The organism is Parabacteroides sp. AF19-14 (genome assembly GCF_003635485.1).
Taxonomy (GTDB): Bacteria; Bacteroidota; Bacteroidia; order Bacteroidales; family Tannerellaceae; genus Parabacteroides; species Parabacteroides distasonis.
Genome location: NZ_QTMJ01000012.1, coordinates 56,128 through 72,764 on the forward strand (window position 1 = coordinate 56,128; position 16,637 = coordinate 72,764).

Sequence of the window (16,637 nt, forward strand, 5' to 3'; positions counted from 1 at the left end):
ATACAACGACAAATGAGAATCAAGAGTAAGCTGAAAAGCCCTATGGCTATAAATTTTATCTCCTTGGCATTGCTCCAAGGAGTTAATTATTTATTACCTCTATTATCCTTTCCATTTCTATTTAGAGTATTAGGTGTCGAGAGGTGGGGACTAGTTACTTTCGGTTACTCTCTGATGCAGTATTTCGTGATGTTTACAGATTTTGGTTTTAATCTCTCTGCCACGAAATACATATCCGAACATAGGAATGATTTACAGAAAATCAATTCCTACTTGAATAGTGCCATGATAGGTCGCTTTATCCTATGTGGTATCAGCTTAGCCATACTATTGGCTTTGATTTCTTATTTTGACAAATTCAGCACAGAGTCCATCTTTTACTTGCTGTATTTCGGCATAATCTTAGGAAATGTGATGTTTCCGATGTGGTTTTTTCAAGGGATGGAGAACATGAAATACATTACGGTTTTTAATATAGTAGCGAAATCATTAAGCTTCATTCCCTTCTTTATTTTCATACGAAAACCAGAAGATTATATATATGTACCCATCTTTTATAGCATTGGTTTTGTTCTCGCAGGAATCGTCAGCCTATTCATCGTCTATTTCAAGATGGGGATGAAATGGTACTTCACCTCGATCAGTCAGATAAGCAGTTCCTTAAAAGACAGCTCAGCCTATTTTTTAGCCAGAGCTTCCACTTCCTTATTCACGACAAGCAATTCTTTTCTATTAGGACTTGTTTGTGGGAATACGATGGTCGGATATTATTCGGCAGCCGAGAAACTATATCAAGCTTACAATCAATTATTATCTCCATTCACAGGGGTTTTATTCCCTCATATAGCGAAAAGTCGGGATGTATTGTTCTTCAAGAAGATATTCTATAGGATCACGTTCACCAACCTATTTTGTGTGGCAGCCGCACTCCTATTAGCATCCTATGTGCTGGATATCGTTTATGGGACAGCGGATCCTAATATACTGGAAGTATTCCGTATACTCGTAACCGCTTGCTTTGTAACCATCCCATCCATGTTGTTAGGCTATCCATTCCTTGCGGCCATGGGGCACCCTCTATATACGAACTATACTGTCATGACAACCTCAGTTGTACACATCACAGGATTAGTGGTTCTATACATTTACGGAGCCATTTCTCCCATTACAGTAGCCATGATGGTAGTCATGTCAGAGACGCTTCTTATCCTTTTCCGCATCTGGGGGGTACGCAGATTCCGGCTATTCCAAATATAAAAAGTATCTTAGGCTCATTGGTAAAGTATCTTAGGTTCATTGGCGAAGTATCTTAACTTTGCCGGTCAATAAGCCTAAGATACCTTTTTCGTAAGCAACATCCAATAAAATCTACTCAATAAGAGGAGCTGAAATGAAAAGCAGGTCCATTCAAAAAACGCATGGAATATTTCTTCATATTATATTTCTATTTTTGTTATTTATTGTACTTGCTAGTTGCCCCTGCCAACTCTACCTATATAACCAAAGACTTAAATCTTTACTAAAAAAAGTGCGAGGCATAGATGTGAAGAAAATAATGCCTATTTTTGCAAAGTTATATATTAAGTATATAGTGAGTACAAATTGACATTAGGTAAACATTCAACATGATACAAGAATTTATCGACCGACATTTCTATCATCTTTTTCTCATTACTCTTTTTTTTGGTGTCGTATTATATGGGCTAATCGGTTTTCAGTCGATTGACGAATTATGTGGAGCCTTGTTATTTCTCATGTTCCTATTTCATATGTTCAATACCAAGGACTGGGAGATCAATAAGTTTTTCATGATTGTCCTATCCGTATTTCTATTCTATTTATGTTATTCATTTTACATTCATAGTAATAGTACCAAAGGTATTCTAATGGATTTCATTATCCAGCTAAAGCCTTACTTGGCATTCTTCTGCGTATATCAACTCATGCCCACATTTAGTGAAAAGCAGAAGACTATATTACGCCAAAGTAGTGTTTTATGTTGGGGATTGCTAATTCCCATTGGTATAGCAGGCATGGTTAATCCTAAAATCTTCACGGTTACTATGGCACATGCATCCAACTATGCGGCAGCTATTACAGCGCTAGCTTTAGTATTCTTTTATACAAGCGAAAACTCACGGAAAAACAGAATACTTTTTATTATTATGTTAGCGATCGGATTGGCATCCGGCAGATCAAAATTTTATGGTTTCTTTATCTTGGCTGCTTTTATCGTACTCTATTTCAACCATACGGACCGTATCAAAGTCAATCTGAAAAATATCATCTTGTTTCTTTGTATCACTGTTTTCATCGCATTCGTAGCCAAAGAAAAAATCGAACTCTATTTTTTGCAAGGTATATCAGAAGGTGCGGAGAAAGATTATGTAGCTCGTTTCGCTTTATACGCAACATCTTTCTTAATATTTATAGATTACTTTCCTTTTGGCTGCGGATTAGGAAGCTTCGCAACATTCGCATCCGGGGCCTATTACTCACCTATCTACAAGAAGTATGAGATAGACGGAGTATGGGGTATCAGTAAGAGTTATCATAGTTTCATCTCGGACACTTACTATCCCTCATTAGCTCAATTCGGTGTCCTAGGAGTTATTCTATTCATATTATTTTGGATATATCTGCTTAAAAAGGCGCTTCATTACCTCAAAGTTACTTCTGATATGCAACTTACTAACATTGCCATGATCTTGATAGCTTTTTTTGCTGTAGAAAATATCGCAGACGCAACATTTACCAGCAATAGAGGTCTTTATTTCATGATGTTTATGGGTATCATCTATGCAAATATGAAACAGCGAATTAGAGCACATGATATAGCCGAGATAGATGATGAAATTAAAGAAACAAAAGAATAATATATATGACAGACTTCCAATCTATATTTCCTGACATCCGAGAAACAGGAGAAACCCCTTTAAGACAAGCGCAACTTGTAATGTTACGTATGCTAAAAATTATAGACTACATTTGCCGGAAACATGACCTACGTTATTGGTTATGCTCCGGTACCCTTCTAGGTGCAGTACGTCATCAAGGGTTCATTCCTTGGGATGATGATCTTGATATTTGTATGTTACGCGAGGATTACAACCGATTTATACAAATCGCCCCTTTAGAATTTCCGACAGACATATTCCTACAGACACAAGAGACCGATCCCTCTTACGATTATCTACCACTACCGTGTAAAGTCAGAGATAAAAACAGCCTAATTATATCTGAAGGTATGGAAAATCAAAAGTATCAGCAAGGTCTTTTTATTGATATTTTCCCGACAGATCGTTATCACACAGGAGGATTATCTTTCGCCATGGAGAAATGTATGAAGAGCTATTTCAGATTTATCACTAAATGCCTAGACGCAAAGCTGGGGAAAGATCGCTCTTTAAAGAATAAACTAATATCCTCGTTTGAACCCATTTTCAAATATTTGACTATCATCTATAAGAAAATGATACAAAAACATATTAATAAGAATTTACAACTTTCTAATGACGAGTGTCTTATCGGTCATGGAATGGATACACCTTGGAGGAGATACTTTAAGTATGATGAAATATTTCCTTTAGAGGATATGAAATTCGAAGATGCTATCGTTAAAGTTCCACACAATGCGAATGCTTACTTAACTCAATTGTATGGAGAAAACTATATGACTCCTCCTCCAATGAAAGATCGGATACAGAAACATGCGCTCCGCTTAGAGCCTATATTAAAAAAAAAGAAAGAAATCTTATGATTTCTTTCTTCCCCTTTTCATATACACTTTAAATATATCGTATAAGAAAACGCAGTTATATACGAGATATCTTTTCCACATACGCCTAGGTTCGCTAATCAAGCGTCCAAACCATTCCAAGTTCCAGTCGATCATCCACTGAGGTGGCCTACTCTTTGTTCCAGAGTAAAAATCAAAAACCGCTCCAATTCCACAAATAACAGAGGTATCGATAAACTTATGATTCTGAAAGATCCAAGACTCTTGCTTTGGAGCTGTCATGCCAACAAAAACAACATCAGGCTCAAATCGTTGGATTGCCTCTATCATTAACCGATTATCCTCTTCCAAGAATTGAGCTTTATAAGGCGGGCTATACATTCCTACCTTTATGGAAGGATACTCTTTGCTTAAACGTAACTTTATTTTTTCTAATGTCTTATCAGAAGCCCCTAGATAAAAACAAGATCCCTGTTTTTTCTCTAAAAGTTCTAACAGCATACGATGCAGATCCGCACCTGCTATCTTTTTTATCTTTATCCCTGTTAGCAAACGAGTAGCCCACACGACTCCCACTCCATCCGGCAATAGGACATCACTCGTTTGTAAAGCCTTCTTAAAAACAAAATCAGAGTTAGTCATGACCCAAGAATAAGCATTAATCGTATTTATTACACAACGCCGTTCCGGAAGCTTATCCAACTGAAAACAGGAAGCTATCTCAAAATCGCCAACTAATATTTTTTTATCCACCATACTTTTTTAACACTTGACTATATATAGATAATACTTGCTTTGCTTTATAATCCCATGATAGTTTTTGAATCTCATTCATACAATTTGCTGATAGTTCCCGCAACATACCCCGGTTCTTTGACAACTCTCTTATCACGGAGGCAAAAGCACGAGCAGAAGCATGAGGATCGGACAACTTTATCTTACGCCCTATTTTTTCATTCACAACCGCTCCGAAGCCACAAGTATCAAAGCAAATCACAGGCAAATTACATTGTAAAGCTTCTAAAACAACCGTGGAAGTAGCTTCCGATACGCTGGTAAAAAAGAAGATATGCGCATCTTGCATTAATTTAAAAACATCTTCATGAGGGACTTTCCCATACCACTCACATTTATCATCAACAGACAATGAAGACGCTAAATTTTTATAATAAGCAGTCTCTTCAACACTCCCTTCCCCTACGATATGCAAACGAACATCAAGATCCCTTAAATTCGCAATCGTCTCCAAGGCTATATTCAATTGTTTAGCATAGAAAAAACGTCCCACCCAAAGCAAGTCCAACCGACCTTTCGAGGAGTAGCGATCCACATTCAAGTTATATTCACCAAGTGCACAACCCGTCTCGCTGATCAGGAAAGAATCTCGCTGATAATAACCTTGAAAGACTTTTTGCGTCTCCGGGGTAGCAGCCAATAATGCATCCGCCCTCCGTACCGCATTTCTCACTCTCGGATAATATCGCATTTGCAACTTATTCAGCACATTCTTCAATCTCAGTCTAAAAGCATATTTAAAGCCAGCGCCCGCCAAATAACATTCAGGAAAAAGATTCATTCCACCAACAGGCCCCCAAACAAAAGGTAAACCCTCTATTCTCCACAAATAACCGGGCTCTCTAAAACCTATCATATTCAATTGGTGAACAAGATCAATCGGATATTGCCGCATAATCTGATGCGCTTGCTCCAACGCTCTCTCCTGCCATTTTCGATAATAATAATAAAAACGCCAATCACCTTGATTCCAACAAATCTCACGGACCCAAGGCTCTACCGGCAGATAAAAAAAGTGAATAGTATCCTTTTGGGGTAAACTACTCAAGGCCTCTTCTATTTTATCTCGCCACTCACCTTCTGTTATGATGTATAGTTCGCAATACTTGGATAATGCTAAAATCCAATTCCAACCCATACCGGGTTCAGAGCCCCAATGCGGACTACACGCATATGCATTTACTAAGACAGATATCATTTATTCCCCTAATAATTCTTTATAGACCTCGCCTAGTTGATTATTTATAAAATCTAAATTAAACACCGATTCAGACAATTTATGCGATTCCTCAGCTATATGGTTTCGCAAATTCTCATCTTTGACCAATGCCTCTAGCTGGATTTGCAATTTCTTTATATCCCCCGGATCAAATAATAAAATATTCTCACCATCTTTCGCAACATCCATAATACCACCAACAGGAGTACAAACGACAGGAAGAGCAAAAGCCCAAGCATCCAATACCGACATTGGAAAACCTTCCGCATAACTCGGTAGACAAAAAATGGAGGCCTCACCAAACAGCCGGTCTTTCTCTTTTCCGGATACCCAACCACAAAATTCCACATTAGAAGAAATCCCTAAAGACTCTGCCAACATTTTTCCTTCCTCAATCTCTCCATTTCCTGCTAACATCAATTTCCATTCCGGATACTGGGTGACCAAACCGGAAAACGCTTTTATCAAATCGTTATATCCTTTCCTTTTATCAATAGTACCAGCAAACAAGATATATTTTTTTCTCTCATAATTCGTTCCTACGAGAGGCAAAGATATGATTGGATTATACAATATACGTACATTATATTTAACATCCAAGGCTTCCTCTACATACTTTTTCCATTGTGAGGATAACACGAAAACGACATCACTCGCAAGAAACGCTGTCCGATAAAGGATGCGATTTCGTTTCTCATAAATGATAGAGGGGGTGGAACAATGCAAATGAGTTATAACTTTCTTCCTTAGGAGTTTTGCTGGATACAAATAAAACGATTTTCGAAATACAGATGTATGCGTCGATACATGGATATGAACTAAATCATAAAATGGCAAAAGAAGCAGATATTGAATTAACGAAGTTATAAAATAATAGATTTTCATTATATTACTTCTATCAATATATGCTCCAATCCATCTCGTATGATATTTACGCCATTGCTTACCCTTTTCATGAGCACTAACAACAGCGGTGATCCCTCCCCTCGTACCTCGAGATGTCGCAACCACTAAAACTCTCTTCGAACTCATTCTTTCCTTATTGTATTTATTTGCTCAATAGTCAATCGCTCATGCGGTTCATATAAGATCTCCTCATGTTTCTTTATATCATCGGTAGGAAAACGATATTTCAAGACTTTAGCAGGAACTCCACCAACAATCGCATATGGAGGCACATCATGTATGACCAGAGAAGACGCAGCAACCACGGCCCCACGTCCCACCGTCACACCTTTCAATATCGTTACATTCGCCGCGATCCATACATCATCTTCTATATGCACATCCAAGTCGTCTCCTGGCTTCTTTACTTTTATGTCATACATAAAAGATCCAACATCCGACATTCGATGATCTCCTCCTATGATAGTCACTCCCGGGCCGAATAAAACTTTATTCTTTATATATATACGGCTTTCTGTCGCCACAAATAAAGCACGAGGGCCGATATACACATTATTACCAATGGAGATATTCCGATATGTAAAATCAGATGTGATCGCAGAAAAACGAACATTGTGACCACAAGATATCATCCAATTCTTATATATCCCCGAAAGCAAGCGATTAGCCCCTCCCTTGACACATAAAATAGCATAATAGCACAATATAGCAAAAATCCTCATTATTTCTCCTATTTCATACTTCTATACAAATCATACAAAGACAAAAATTGTTCTTTTACAAACAAATAAGCCACAGGTAACACAAGTGTCAATAGCAACATACCAATAGCAGCGTACAATTTACGAGGTCCAACCGGCTTACTTTTTACATAGGCAGCATCCACAATCCTTGCCTTATCTCTAGCTTGACCCAAAATGAGAGCTGCCTCCTCCCTTTTTTGCAATAATATCAAATAGACTCCTTGAATGATCTCTTGCTGACGTTTCATTTCTACATATTGACGTTCCGCAACGGGATAACTATTCATCTTCTCATAAATCTGCTTCTCTTTCTCTTTCACGTCGCGTACAGATATTTGAAGTCCTTTCCGTGCATTACCAATAGTCTCCACAACACTCTTACGTAGCTTATCCGCTTGCTCCGTAAGTGTCCCGACCAATGGATTATTTATACTTGAGTTCTGAATAACACGTGCACGCTCTAATAAAATCTCATTATAGGAAGTCAAAGGACCACCTTTCTCTCCTTCTTGGGCTGACAATAAAACTGGCACCAAATTATATTTATTCGACGGATCTTTCACAAATGCATCCATCATATCAATGATATTAGCTTGAGCTTCTAATTCTATTAATTTCGTCTGGAGCTCTTTCATCTGCTCAACATAGAATTGGACATCATGCTCAATATCCATTAGTTTATTCTTGCTTTTATATTCCTCGATTTTATTCTCAACATCAGCTAATTCCGCAACAATATTTTGGATGCGACCATCTAGGAATGTAATCGTCTTTGTGGCCTCAGTCTTTTTATACGTATCAGATTGGGTATTATAAAGAGCAATCAACGTATTCAACATATCTGTTCCACGCTTTTTCTCATATTCTGTACAGGATAACTCAATGATATTTGAAGACTTTGAACTTTCCTCTATAGAAAATTCCTTTTCCAAATCTTCCGCAACCCAACCAGCCGGACGATATGTTATATTCAACTTTGCGGAAGAAATTTGTTCTTGTCCAGGCGCAAAAGCCAAAACAAAAACTCCCATAGGCAACTCTATAGATGCCGGTAAAGAGGAGAAACTAAACTTTTTCTTTTCCATACTCCCTGATTCCACTGTCACATCGATTTTTCCTGACTTCATGGCAACAAAGAACTCAACTTCTTCTTCCAAGCGAGTATTTGTCAAAGAATCGGTCGTCATCTTGAAAGGAGTCTCCTCATAAAGACGGTATCCCCACGCATAAGGTCTTGAATATTCAACATTTACACCTAACTCTAGAACCATATCCCGCAAAAGCTTATTGGATGTCAAGGTCATCAATTCATCTTCAATATTTATCATTCCGCCAGAATTCCCCCCCAGCCCAAAAGATTTCATCAACCCGGCAGCCTCTCCTAATCCAAAGCTACTCCCTCCAAGGTCTTTATCCTCTTGAATCTGGATACGAGCCATCATCTCATAAGTACGAGGGTAATAAATCAGATATAAAACCGCAGGGATTATAGAAAACAGGAATACCCCTAAAAATAATTTCCAGTGCAACAGATATCTTACGATAATACTTTTAAGTCCGATTGTTTCGTTGTCTTTCACTTCCATCATCTAATTATTATTTAGTAATAGCCAATATAACAGTCGTTATCACAGATACAGCGCTCAAAATTGAGGAGAACACGGTTATACTATATTGTTGGGCTTGACTGTAACGGGCGTTTCTCTTCTTCGCGTTATTCGGTTCCACATAAACAACATCATTTTGTTGAAGATAATAATAGGGGGAAGTAAATATATCCGGCTCGGTAATATCCAAACGAGCAAACTCCTTCTCTCCATTATTATCTCGTATAACCAAGATGTTCTTACGGTTTGCGTTAATTGTCAAATCACCGACTTGACCGATAGCATCTAAAATTGAAAGACGATCATTTTTCACGGAAATCGCACCCGGCCGAGCGACCTCACCCATCATCGTGACCTTATAATTAACAATCTGTACATTAACCAATGCATCTTTCACATAAGGGGAGATCATTTCTTGCATTTTATCACTTAACTGTTGCTTGGTCAATCCCGCCACATGGATCTTTCCCAAAACAGGGAAATTTATGTCACCTTCCTGATCAACCAAATACGTTCTTAATTGACCAGAAGAAACCGTCGTAGTCTCACCTTGAGTCGCATAGGCATATACAGGGGGATTAAAGGGAGTAACGACTGTCGGATCCCATGCCGTAACGGTTATCGTAAGTAAGTCATCAGGGCAAATCTTCGAGGTATAAGCTTGATTCATCTTACTCACTTGTTCGGGGGTCAAGGCATCCACTCCCTGGAAATAAACCACATCTTTAGGAACAGAACAAGCCCCTAACAATAAGACAAACAATGCCACTACTGATACTAATTTCACTCTCATAATCTTTGTTTTCTTCAAATAAGGTGCAAATATACGTTTTTTAGTTTGAACATGAGGCCTCAAAAGGACCACAAGTATAAAGATACTTCTATAACGATGCAATTGTCTAGATATTGCTGCATGCTAAATCAAAATTATAGTTGTTTTTACCGCTTTTTCATGATTATTGCGTAAGTTTGTGACAAAACAAAAACATATGGTTGAGATAGGAAAATACAACACGCTGAAAATAGTGAAAGACCTTGACTTCGGGGTTTATCTGGATGGCGGTAACGGGGTGGAGATCTTGTTGCCGACTCGTTACGTACCTAAAAACGTGAAACCCGGGGATGAGGTCGAGGTGTTTATTTATCATGATAATGAAGGGAGGTTGATCGCTACTACCGCACGTCCTCTGGCAACGGTCGGGGAGTTCCAGTTCATGGAAGTAAAAGACGTGAATAATGCCGGCGCATTTCTGGAATGGGGTATCATGAAAGATTTGCTCGTTCCTTTCAAGGAGCAGAAAATGCCGATGAGAGAGGGGAAATGGTACTTGGTCTATGTCCGGCTGGATCATGTGACAGGACGTATCATGGCATCCGCACGTATCGAGAAGTTCTTGAACAATACCCCTATCGATTACGAACAGAATCAAGAGGTTCAGTTATTGGTAGCTGACGAGACGGATCTTGGCTATAAAGTGATCATCAATAACCAGCATTGGGGATTGATCTATTATAATGAGGTATTCCAGCGTCTTGAGAAAGGTGAGCATCTGAAAGGCTATATAAAAGAGGTGCGTGAGGATGATAAGATAGACGTAAGCCTAACGCCGCAAGGCTACCAAAAGGTAGAGGGGATCGCCGGCGTCATTCTGGAAGCGATGAAAACACAAGGGGGATACATCCCGGTACACGACAAGAGCGATCCGGACGTGATCTATTCCTTATTCCGCTGTAGCAAGAAAGCTTTCAAACAAGCGATCGGGGCACTCTATAAGCAACATCTTATCACGCTGGAAGATGGCGGGATACGGCTCGTGAACGAGAAGTGACCCATTTATATAAAAAAAGTCAATGGAATCCGTTACAGAATCCATTGACTTTTCTTTATAAATCCATTGAGTTAGCGAACGGATTCCATTGACTTTCTAATCCAGCTTCAATACGGCCAAGAACGCTTTTTGCGGAACTTCTACCGTACCGATCTGCTTCATTCGTTTCTTTCCCTCTTTCTGTTTTTCCAGCAATTTACGCTTACGGGAGATATCGCCTCCATAACATTTCGCCGTCACGTCTTTACGGACAGCCTTAATTGTCTCACGAGCGATAATCTTAGCGCCTATCGCCGCTTGGATAGCGATATCGAATTGCTGGCGGGGGATCAACTCTTTCAGTTTCTCGCACATACGACGTCCGAAAGTAACGCTATTATCCACGTGCGTCAATGTAGACAAAGCGTCTACCGGCTCACCGTTCAACAGGATATCTAATTTAGCCAACTTACTGGGACGGAAATCATGTAAATGGTAATCGAAAGAAGCGTACCCTTTTGAAATACTCTTCAACTTATCATAAAAGTCGATTACGATCTCGCCCAACGGCAAGTCATAATGAATCTCGACACGATCACCAGAAATATATTCTTGCTTAAGCAGGACGCCACGCTTACCCAGACAGAGTGTCATGATCGGGCCGATATAGGTAGTGTTCGTGATCACGGAAGCACGGATAAACGGTTCGTCTATATGATCGATCAAAGTCGAGTCCGGCAAGCCTCCCGGATTATGTACCTCGATCTCCTCCCCTTTCTTTGTATGCACGATATAAGAAACGTTCGGTACAGTGGTTATCACATCCATATTGAACTCACGATCCAAACGCTCCTGAACAATCTCCATATGCAACAAGCCCAAGAAACCGCAACGGAACCCAAAACCCAACGCGGCGGAACTCTCCGGCTGGAAAGTCAAGGAAGCGTCGTTCAACTGCAATTTCTCCAATGACGCACGAAGGTTCTCGAAATCCTCGCTATCGATTGGATAGACACCGGCGAAGACCATCGGCTTCACCTCCTCAAAACCGGCGATCGCGTCTTTAGCCGGGCGAGACACATGAGTGATCGTATCACCGACACGCACCTCCCGGGACGTCTTGATACCGGAAATGATATATCCTACGTCTCCCGTCCGGATCTCCTCACGGGGGCACATATCTAATTTCAATATACCTACCTCGTCGGCGTCATACTCTTTTCCTGTAGCGATAAACTTCACATGGTCACCTTTACGGATCACGCCGTTTACCACCTTGAAGTAAGCGATAATACCACGGAACGGATTAAAGACGGAGTCAAAAATCAAACACTGCAACGGGGCCTCCGGATCACCTTTCGGGGCCGGGACCTTCTCCACGATCGTATTCAAGATCTCAGTCACTCCCTCGCCTGTCTTTCCGCTCGCCCGTAAGATATCCTCACGAGGGCAGCCCAACAGTTCCACGATCTGGTCCTCTACCTCCTCCGGCATGGCGCTAGGCAGGTCGATCTTGTTCATCACCGGAATAATCTCTAAGTCATTCTCTATCGCCATATATAGGTTAGAGATGGTTTGCGCCTGAATACCTTGGGCCGCGTCCACGATCAGCAACGCACCCTCGCAGGCGGCGATAGAACGGGAAACCTCATACGAGAAGTCCACGTGTCCCGGAGTATCGATCAGGTTCAGTATATATTCTTCACCCTTATAATTATACTTCATCTGGATCGCATGGCTCTTGATCGTAATACCACGCTCACGCTCTAAATCCATGTCGTCAAGGACTTGAGCTTGCATGTCTTTACCTTCTACTGTCTTGGTATACTCAAGCAAACGGTCTGCCAAGGTACTTTTCCCATGGTCAATATGAGCAATAATACAGAAATTGCGGATATTCTTCATCTGCTAAATTTATTTTTAGGTACGCGAAGATAGGAAATTTAGCCTAAATACTATACTTTTGGCATACCATTTGTTGTTAATAGTATATGACAATACAAGAAATAAATAAAGCATACAACCGAATTATCGGTTCATTAGACGAAAAGGAGCTAAAGAATGCGTTCGATTTTCTCCAAGGTTTAATAGCGGGAATACGTGAGTACTCATTCCAAGACAGGTTGAACGAGCTACAAGATACTTATAAATATATGTTGCGATACCGGATCGAGGGGGCTAAAGATCCGATGCAAGACCAAATATACAACAACTTGATCGCATCCAGCTATGAGTTCGCGGATATAGTGAAGCACAAGGCCTTATCGGTAGATTCGCCTCTCTCCTATTATAGCCGTAGGCGAATGATGCAAAAGGAGCTTACCAACTATGACCAGCTCCACAAGGTCTTGAGAAACGCCTCTCTGGTGAAGATAGAGACTCCGACCGGAACCATCACGGAGCAGCAGCAAATCGAATCCGCCACGATCCTATTATTCAATAAGATCTGGACCTCGAATCCTCTCAATAAGGAAGAAATAGCCTCCATCAGGAACCTATTGAATGACCAAGAGTTGCCTTTTATCATCGGTAGCCAAATCGTATCGGCATTAATGTTGGGATTGCAAGCCGCTTTCGATAAGGAGAAACTGCTATTATTATTCGATGCGGCCAATCTCCAAGAAGATGAGATTCGTTACCGCGCGTTGATCGGGATTCTCTTGACGCTCTATACCTATAGGAAACGTACGGCGTTATATCCGCAGATAGCGGATCGACTAGCGGCTTTATCCGAGGGATTTCCTAATTTCACGAAAGCGATCCGAACGATTACCCTTCGTTTTATCCTAGCCCGTGAGACAGAGAAGATCACCCGTAAGCTACAAGACGAGATCATTCCGGAGATGATCAAGCTAGGCCCTAAAATCAGTCAAAAGATAAACTTAAAGGATATCAATCCGGAACTTCTCGGAAACGAGATGAATCCGGAGTGGCAGAATATGTTATCGAACAGTTCCTTAGGGAAGAAAATGGAGGAGTTCAGCGAACTGCAACAAGAAGGCGCGGACGTAATGCACTCTACTTTCGTGCACCTAAAGCATTTCCCCTTTTTCCGGGAATTGGGTAACTGGTTCATGCCATTCACGACCGAGCATTCCGCTTTTGGCAATCAGTTGAGCAAGAATCAAACGGAAAAGGATATGCTAGATTCCATGACTCTTGCGGCATTCATGTGTAATTCCGATAAATATTCCTTATATTTCAGTATGATGCAATTGCCGGATCAAGCCCGTCAAATGATGATGGGACAGTTTGGTAGTCAAGCCTCCGAGATGATTCAGCAAACAAAGGAGGAATTGATCAGTAAACGGGGAAAACTGGAAATCATATCCGGACAGTACATACAGGACTTGTATCGTTTCTTCAAACTTTATCCGGGACATCTGGATTTTGATGACATATTTACATCTGCGTTAGACTTTCATAACCTGCCAATTTTGCAGCCTTACGTCAGTGATGAGGAAAGTTTGACAACGATAGCGGAGTATTATCTCCGGAAGAATTACTTCCTTGACGCGCTCACGATCTACAATCGCTTATCCGACGCAAATCAAGAAAGCGACATCTTATTCCAGAAAATCGGTTATTGCAAACAAATGAATGGTGATATACAAGGCGCTTTGGAGGCTTATTTACATGCGGATCTTATCAATCCGGACAGTAAATGGGTTATTCGCCGGATCGCCGGTTGTTACCGTACCTTAAAGCAACCGGAAGAAGCGTTGAAATACTATCATCGTTACGAGGCTTTCAATCCGAATGATTTATCGATCCAAATATGTATCGGCCACTGCCATCTTGAACTCAAGAATTATAATGAGGCGCTGAAATATTATTTCAAGGTAGATTATCTGGACAATAAAAGCACGAAGGCTTGGCGTCCGATCGCTTGGTGTTCTTTCTTGACCGGTAAATACGATCAGGCCCGTAATTATTACAAAAAGATCATGGATAATCAACCCAACACCCAAGATTTCTTGAATGCGGGACATACGGAATGGGCATTACAGAATATCAAGGGAGCGCTTGCTTTTTATAAAAAAGCCGTGGAGAAAGAGTCCGGTGATTTCTCGAAGTTCCAAGAGCAGTTCAATCAAGATATTCCCGATCTTCTTGTAGCGGGAATCGAGGAGGCGGAAGTGCCGTTGATGATGGATCAACTCCGGTATTCCTTGAGCGATATATTCTAACTAGTCATCCAACAATTTGAGAAGACAAGAAAAAATATCGTATGAAAGAGATGATACTAAAGACAAAGCGACTCCTATTAAGGGAATTAAAACAAGATGATTTTGATGATATCTGTAAGCTTTTACAAGATCCGATTGTAATGTACGCTTACGAGGGAGCGTTCAGTAAAAAAGAGGTACAAGAATGGCTTGATAAGCAATTAAGGAGGTATCAAAACGATGGTTTGGGCTTATGGGGGATGATAGAGAAAGACAGCGGAGAGCTTATCGGTCAATGTGGTCTCACCTATCAAGAATTCAATGGTCAACAGGTTCCGGAGATCGGTTATTTGCTTAGGGCGGAATACTGGCATAAAGGTTATGCTACCGAGGCCGCCATAGCTTGTAAGGAATACGCCTTCAATATCCTTAACTTCGACAAAGTATACTCCATCATACGGGACACAAATATCCCCTCTCAAAAAGTAGCACTAAGAAACGATATGAGGGAAATCGCAAATTTCATAAAACATTATCGCAATATCGATATGCTTCATTTAGTATTCTGCGTGGATAAGTCATAGTTATCAAGCGGAAAGACTGGGATTCGAACCCAGGGAGCGGTTACCCGCTCACCGCATTTCGAGTGCGGATAATACAATTTGATTATCAATTTGTTACAACAGATACTGTAAATACATAGTAAAAACGACATTTATAGTCGTCTTTTTTGATGCAGGTCTATCATCCAGTTAGCCCATTCGTCCGTCCCATACCTCGGAATTTCGAACCATTCCTTTTCGCCCAAATGAGGCAAGAGTTGCATGATCCGCTCCAGCTCATTCCGGAACCTGAAAACATCCTCTTCCGTTAGCCTTACCGAATAATGCCTCTTGCATTCCTTTAATCCGGGGAAAGCTTGAAGCAGACTCATGATCTCGGTAAAAACGGGAGACTTGCCTTTGTCTATCCTTAACGTGATTCCGGACATTCCTTTTCCCTCTTCTCTAGTTGGTATGACAGTAGAGCATTTTCCTGCTCCAAGGCATTACACCGGCTAGTAGCATCTTTGAGCTGTTTCCGGAGTGAGGCTATTATTTTGTCTTTATCTTCCATGTAATTATATTTTAAACTAAAAACTATGTTCGATAAACAGATTCAACAAATTAAAATTCGCAAAGCCGTATCTAATGCAATGCGACAAGTGAAAGAAGGCAAACAACCTCCTTTCGTAGGACTGTATCTCACAAAGAAACAGCTTGAAGAACTCAAACCATACGCAGATGAATATTATTTCAACTGCGTTTTGAAAGCCAGAGTTCCCAAAGCATCAAGTTCTGTTTTATAATCAGTATATAGACGTTCTTGACCTATTATTATATCGACATTTCCATCTGAAATAGAATAATGAACGTCTATAACTTCCGCTATATGTGAAACGCCTTCAATATCAAAAACAAGCTTTTCCCCTATCCTTGGAAGCTGTTCCATACAAAGAGTATTCTTAGAAGGATTATACACTCGGTAAATTTTATCTTCTTTATCAAAACGAAGTACACTAACTATTTTCATAAATCTACAATTTATAATTCAAATACTACTACCTTGTGAAAGCATAAGCCAACATTAACCAAGAAATTAATATTGAAAG

Annotated in this window: 15 protein-coding genes; 6 read left to right on the forward strand and 9 right to left on the reverse strand. The window is 40.3% G+C overall.

What is annotated here, in order from left to right; translation table 11 throughout:
* Positions 1–12: 12 nt before the first annotated feature.
* The 3 genes from DWX33_RS13095 (at position 13) to DWX33_RS13105 (ending at position 3,760) form a co-directional block, all read left to right on the forward strand.
* On the forward strand, positions 13–1,257 hold the full coding sequence (locus tag DWX33_RS13095; protein ID WP_122369086.1) for an oligosaccharide flippase family protein: 1,245 nt from the start codon (positions 13–15) through the stop codon (positions 1,255–1,257).
* A 629-nt stretch (positions 1,258–1,886) separates the two neighbouring features.
* Positions 1,887–2,876, forward strand: coding sequence for an O-antigen ligase (locus DWX33_RS13100; protein WP_230328090.1), 990 nt, complete (start codon positions 1,887–1,889; stop codon positions 2,874–2,876).
* Positions 2,877–2,881: 5 nt separating this feature from the next.
* Positions 2,882–3,760, forward strand: coding sequence for a phosphorylcholine transferase LicD (locus tag DWX33_RS13105; RefSeq protein ID WP_230328091.1), 879 nt, complete (start codon positions 2,882–2,884; stop codon positions 3,758–3,760).
* Here DWX33_RS13105 and DWX33_RS13110 read toward each other — a convergent pair.
* The 6 genes from DWX33_RS13110 to DWX33_RS13135 all read right to left on the reverse strand — a co-directional run bounded on the left by DWX33_RS13110 (position 3,755) and on the right by DWX33_RS13135 (position 9,802).
* Positions 3,755–4,495, reverse strand: coding sequence for a WecB/TagA/CpsF family glycosyltransferase (locus tag DWX33_RS13110; protein ID WP_122369089.1), 741 nt, complete (start codon positions 4,493–4,495; stop codon positions 3,755–3,757). The two genes, DWX33_RS13105 and DWX33_RS13110, sit on opposite strands and share 6 nt — an antisense overlap.
* On the reverse strand, positions 4,485–5,732 hold the full coding sequence (locus DWX33_RS13115) for a glycosyltransferase family 4 protein (protein ID WP_122369090.1): 1,248 nt from the start codon (positions 5,730–5,732) through the stop codon (positions 4,485–4,487). Before DWX33_RS13115 ends, DWX33_RS13110 begins: the two co-directional genes overlap by 11 nt.
* Positions 5,733–6,785, reverse strand: coding sequence for a glycosyltransferase family 4 protein (locus tag DWX33_RS13120; RefSeq protein ID WP_122369091.1), 1,053 nt, complete (start codon positions 6,783–6,785; stop codon positions 5,733–5,735). It abuts the gene before it with no gap.
* Positions 6,782–7,291, reverse strand: coding sequence for a DapH/DapD/GlmU-related protein (locus DWX33_RS13125; protein ID WP_158593840.1), 510 nt, complete (start codon positions 7,289–7,291; stop codon positions 6,782–6,784). The genes DWX33_RS13120 and DWX33_RS13125 overlap by 4 nt, the downstream gene beginning before the upstream one ends.
* A gap of 98 nt (positions 7,292–7,389) precedes the next feature.
* Complete coding sequence (locus tag DWX33_RS13130) at positions 7,390–8,991, reverse strand: GNVR domain-containing protein (protein ID WP_122369093.1); 1,602 nt, start codon at positions 8,989–8,991, stop codon at positions 7,390–7,392.
* A 7-nt stretch (positions 8,992–8,998) separates the two neighbouring features.
* Complete coding sequence (locus DWX33_RS13135) at positions 8,999–9,802, reverse strand: polysaccharide biosynthesis/export family protein (protein ID WP_122369094.1); 804 nt, start codon at positions 9,800–9,802, stop codon at positions 8,999–9,001.
* A gap of 196 nt (positions 9,803–9,998) precedes the next feature.
* On the opposite strand from DWX33_RS13135, the gene DWX33_RS13140 reads away from it, so the two are divergent.
* Positions 9,999–10,838, forward strand: a complete 840-nt coding sequence (locus DWX33_RS13140) for a S1 RNA-binding domain-containing protein (RefSeq protein WP_005856099.1) — start codon at positions 9,999–10,001, stop codon at positions 10,836–10,838.
* A 96-nt stretch (positions 10,839–10,934) separates the two neighbouring features.
* On the opposite strand, the gene lepA is transcribed toward DWX33_RS13140, so the two are convergent.
* The gene (gene lepA, locus DWX33_RS13145; RefSeq protein WP_122380533.1) at positions 10,935–12,722 is read right to left on the reverse strand and encodes a translation elongation factor 4; all 1,788 of its coding nucleotides are present in this window, start codon (positions 12,720–12,722) and stop codon (positions 10,935–10,937) included.
* 86 nt (positions 12,723–12,808) lie between these two features.
* On the opposite strand from lepA, the gene DWX33_RS13150 reads away from it, so the two are divergent.
* Together DWX33_RS13150 and DWX33_RS13155 are read left to right on the forward strand one after the other, a co-directional pair.
* Entirely contained in the window at positions 12,809–15,007 is a 2,199-nt protein-coding gene (locus DWX33_RS13150) for a tetratricopeptide repeat protein (protein WP_122267973.1), read from the forward strand.
* A 41-nt stretch (positions 15,008–15,048) separates the two neighbouring features.
* The gene (locus DWX33_RS13155) at positions 15,049–15,570 is read left to right on the forward strand and encodes a GNAT family N-acetyltransferase (protein ID WP_122380534.1); all 522 of its coding nucleotides are present in this window, start codon (positions 15,049–15,051) and stop codon (positions 15,568–15,570) included.
* Between the two features lie 131 nt (positions 15,571–15,701).
* Here DWX33_RS13155 and DWX33_RS13160 read toward each other — a convergent pair whose 3' ends face one another.
* Complete coding sequence (locus tag DWX33_RS13160) at positions 15,702–15,977, reverse strand: hypothetical protein (protein WP_122369115.1); 276 nt, start codon at positions 15,975–15,977, stop codon at positions 15,702–15,704.
* Between the two features lie 299 nt (positions 15,978–16,276).
* Complete coding sequence (locus DWX33_RS13165; protein WP_122369116.1) at positions 16,277–16,558, reverse strand: hypothetical protein; 282 nt, start codon at positions 16,556–16,558, stop codon at positions 16,277–16,279.
* Between the last annotated feature and the right edge of the window lie 79 nt (positions 16,559–16,637).

What these genes read in the sequence shown, in the direction of transcription:
- DWX33_RS13150 (WP_122267973.1), top strand. Translation starts at nt 12,809, where the DNA reads ATGACAATACAAGAAATAAATAAAGCATACAACCGAATTATCGGTTCA.
- DWX33_RS13125 (WP_158593840.1), bottom strand. Translation starts at nt 7,291, where the DNA reads ATGATATCTTGTGGTCACAATGTTCGTTTTTCTGCGATCACATCTGAT.
- DWX33_RS13115 (WP_122369090.1), bottom strand. Translation starts at nt 5,732, where the DNA reads ATGATATCTGTCTTAGTAAATGCATATGCGTGTAGTCCGCATTGGGGC.
- DWX33_RS13160 (WP_122369115.1), bottom strand. Translation starts at nt 15,977, where the DNA reads ATGTCCGGAATCACGTTAAGGATAGACAAAGGCAAGTCTCCCGTTTTT.
- lepA (WP_122380533.1), bottom strand. Translation starts at nt 12,722, where the DNA reads ATGAAGAATATCCGCAATTTCTGTATTATTGCTCATATTGACCATGGG.
- DWX33_RS13130 (WP_122369093.1), bottom strand. Translation starts at nt 8,991, where the DNA reads ATGATGGAAGTGAAAGACAACGAAACAATCGGACTTAAAAGTATTATC.
- DWX33_RS13120 (WP_122369091.1), bottom strand. Translation starts at nt 6,785, where the DNA reads ATGAGTTCGAAGAGAGTTTTAGTGGTTGCGACATCTCGAGGTACGAGG.
- DWX33_RS13095 (WP_122369086.1), top strand. Translation starts at nt 13, where the DNA reads ATGAGAATCAAGAGTAAGCTGAAAAGCCCTATGGCTATAAATTTTATC.
- DWX33_RS13140 (WP_005856099.1), top strand. Translation starts at nt 9,999, where the DNA reads ATGGTTGAGATAGGAAAATACAACACGCTGAAAATAGTGAAAGACCTT.
- DWX33_RS13155 (WP_122380534.1), top strand. Translation starts at nt 15,049, where the DNA reads ATGAAAGAGATGATACTAAAGACAAAGCGACTCCTATTAAGGGAATTA.
- DWX33_RS13135 (WP_122369094.1), bottom strand. Translation starts at nt 9,802, where the DNA reads ATGAGAGTGAAATTAGTATCAGTAGTGGCATTGTTTGTCTTATTGTTA.
- DWX33_RS13165 (WP_122369116.1), bottom strand. Translation starts at nt 16,558, where the DNA reads ATGAAAATAGTTAGTGTACTTCGTTTTGATAAAGAAGATAAAATTTAC.
- DWX33_RS13105 (WP_230328091.1), top strand. Translation starts at nt 2,882, where the DNA reads ATGACAGACTTCCAATCTATATTTCCTGACATCCGAGAAACAGGAGAA.
- DWX33_RS13110 (WP_122369089.1), bottom strand. Translation starts at nt 4,495, where the DNA reads ATGGTGGATAAAAAAATATTAGTTGGCGATTTTGAGATAGCTTCCTGT.
- DWX33_RS13100 (WP_230328090.1), top strand. Translation starts at nt 1,887, where the DNA reads ATGGATTTCATTATCCAGCTAAAGCCTTACTTGGCATTCTTCTGCGTA.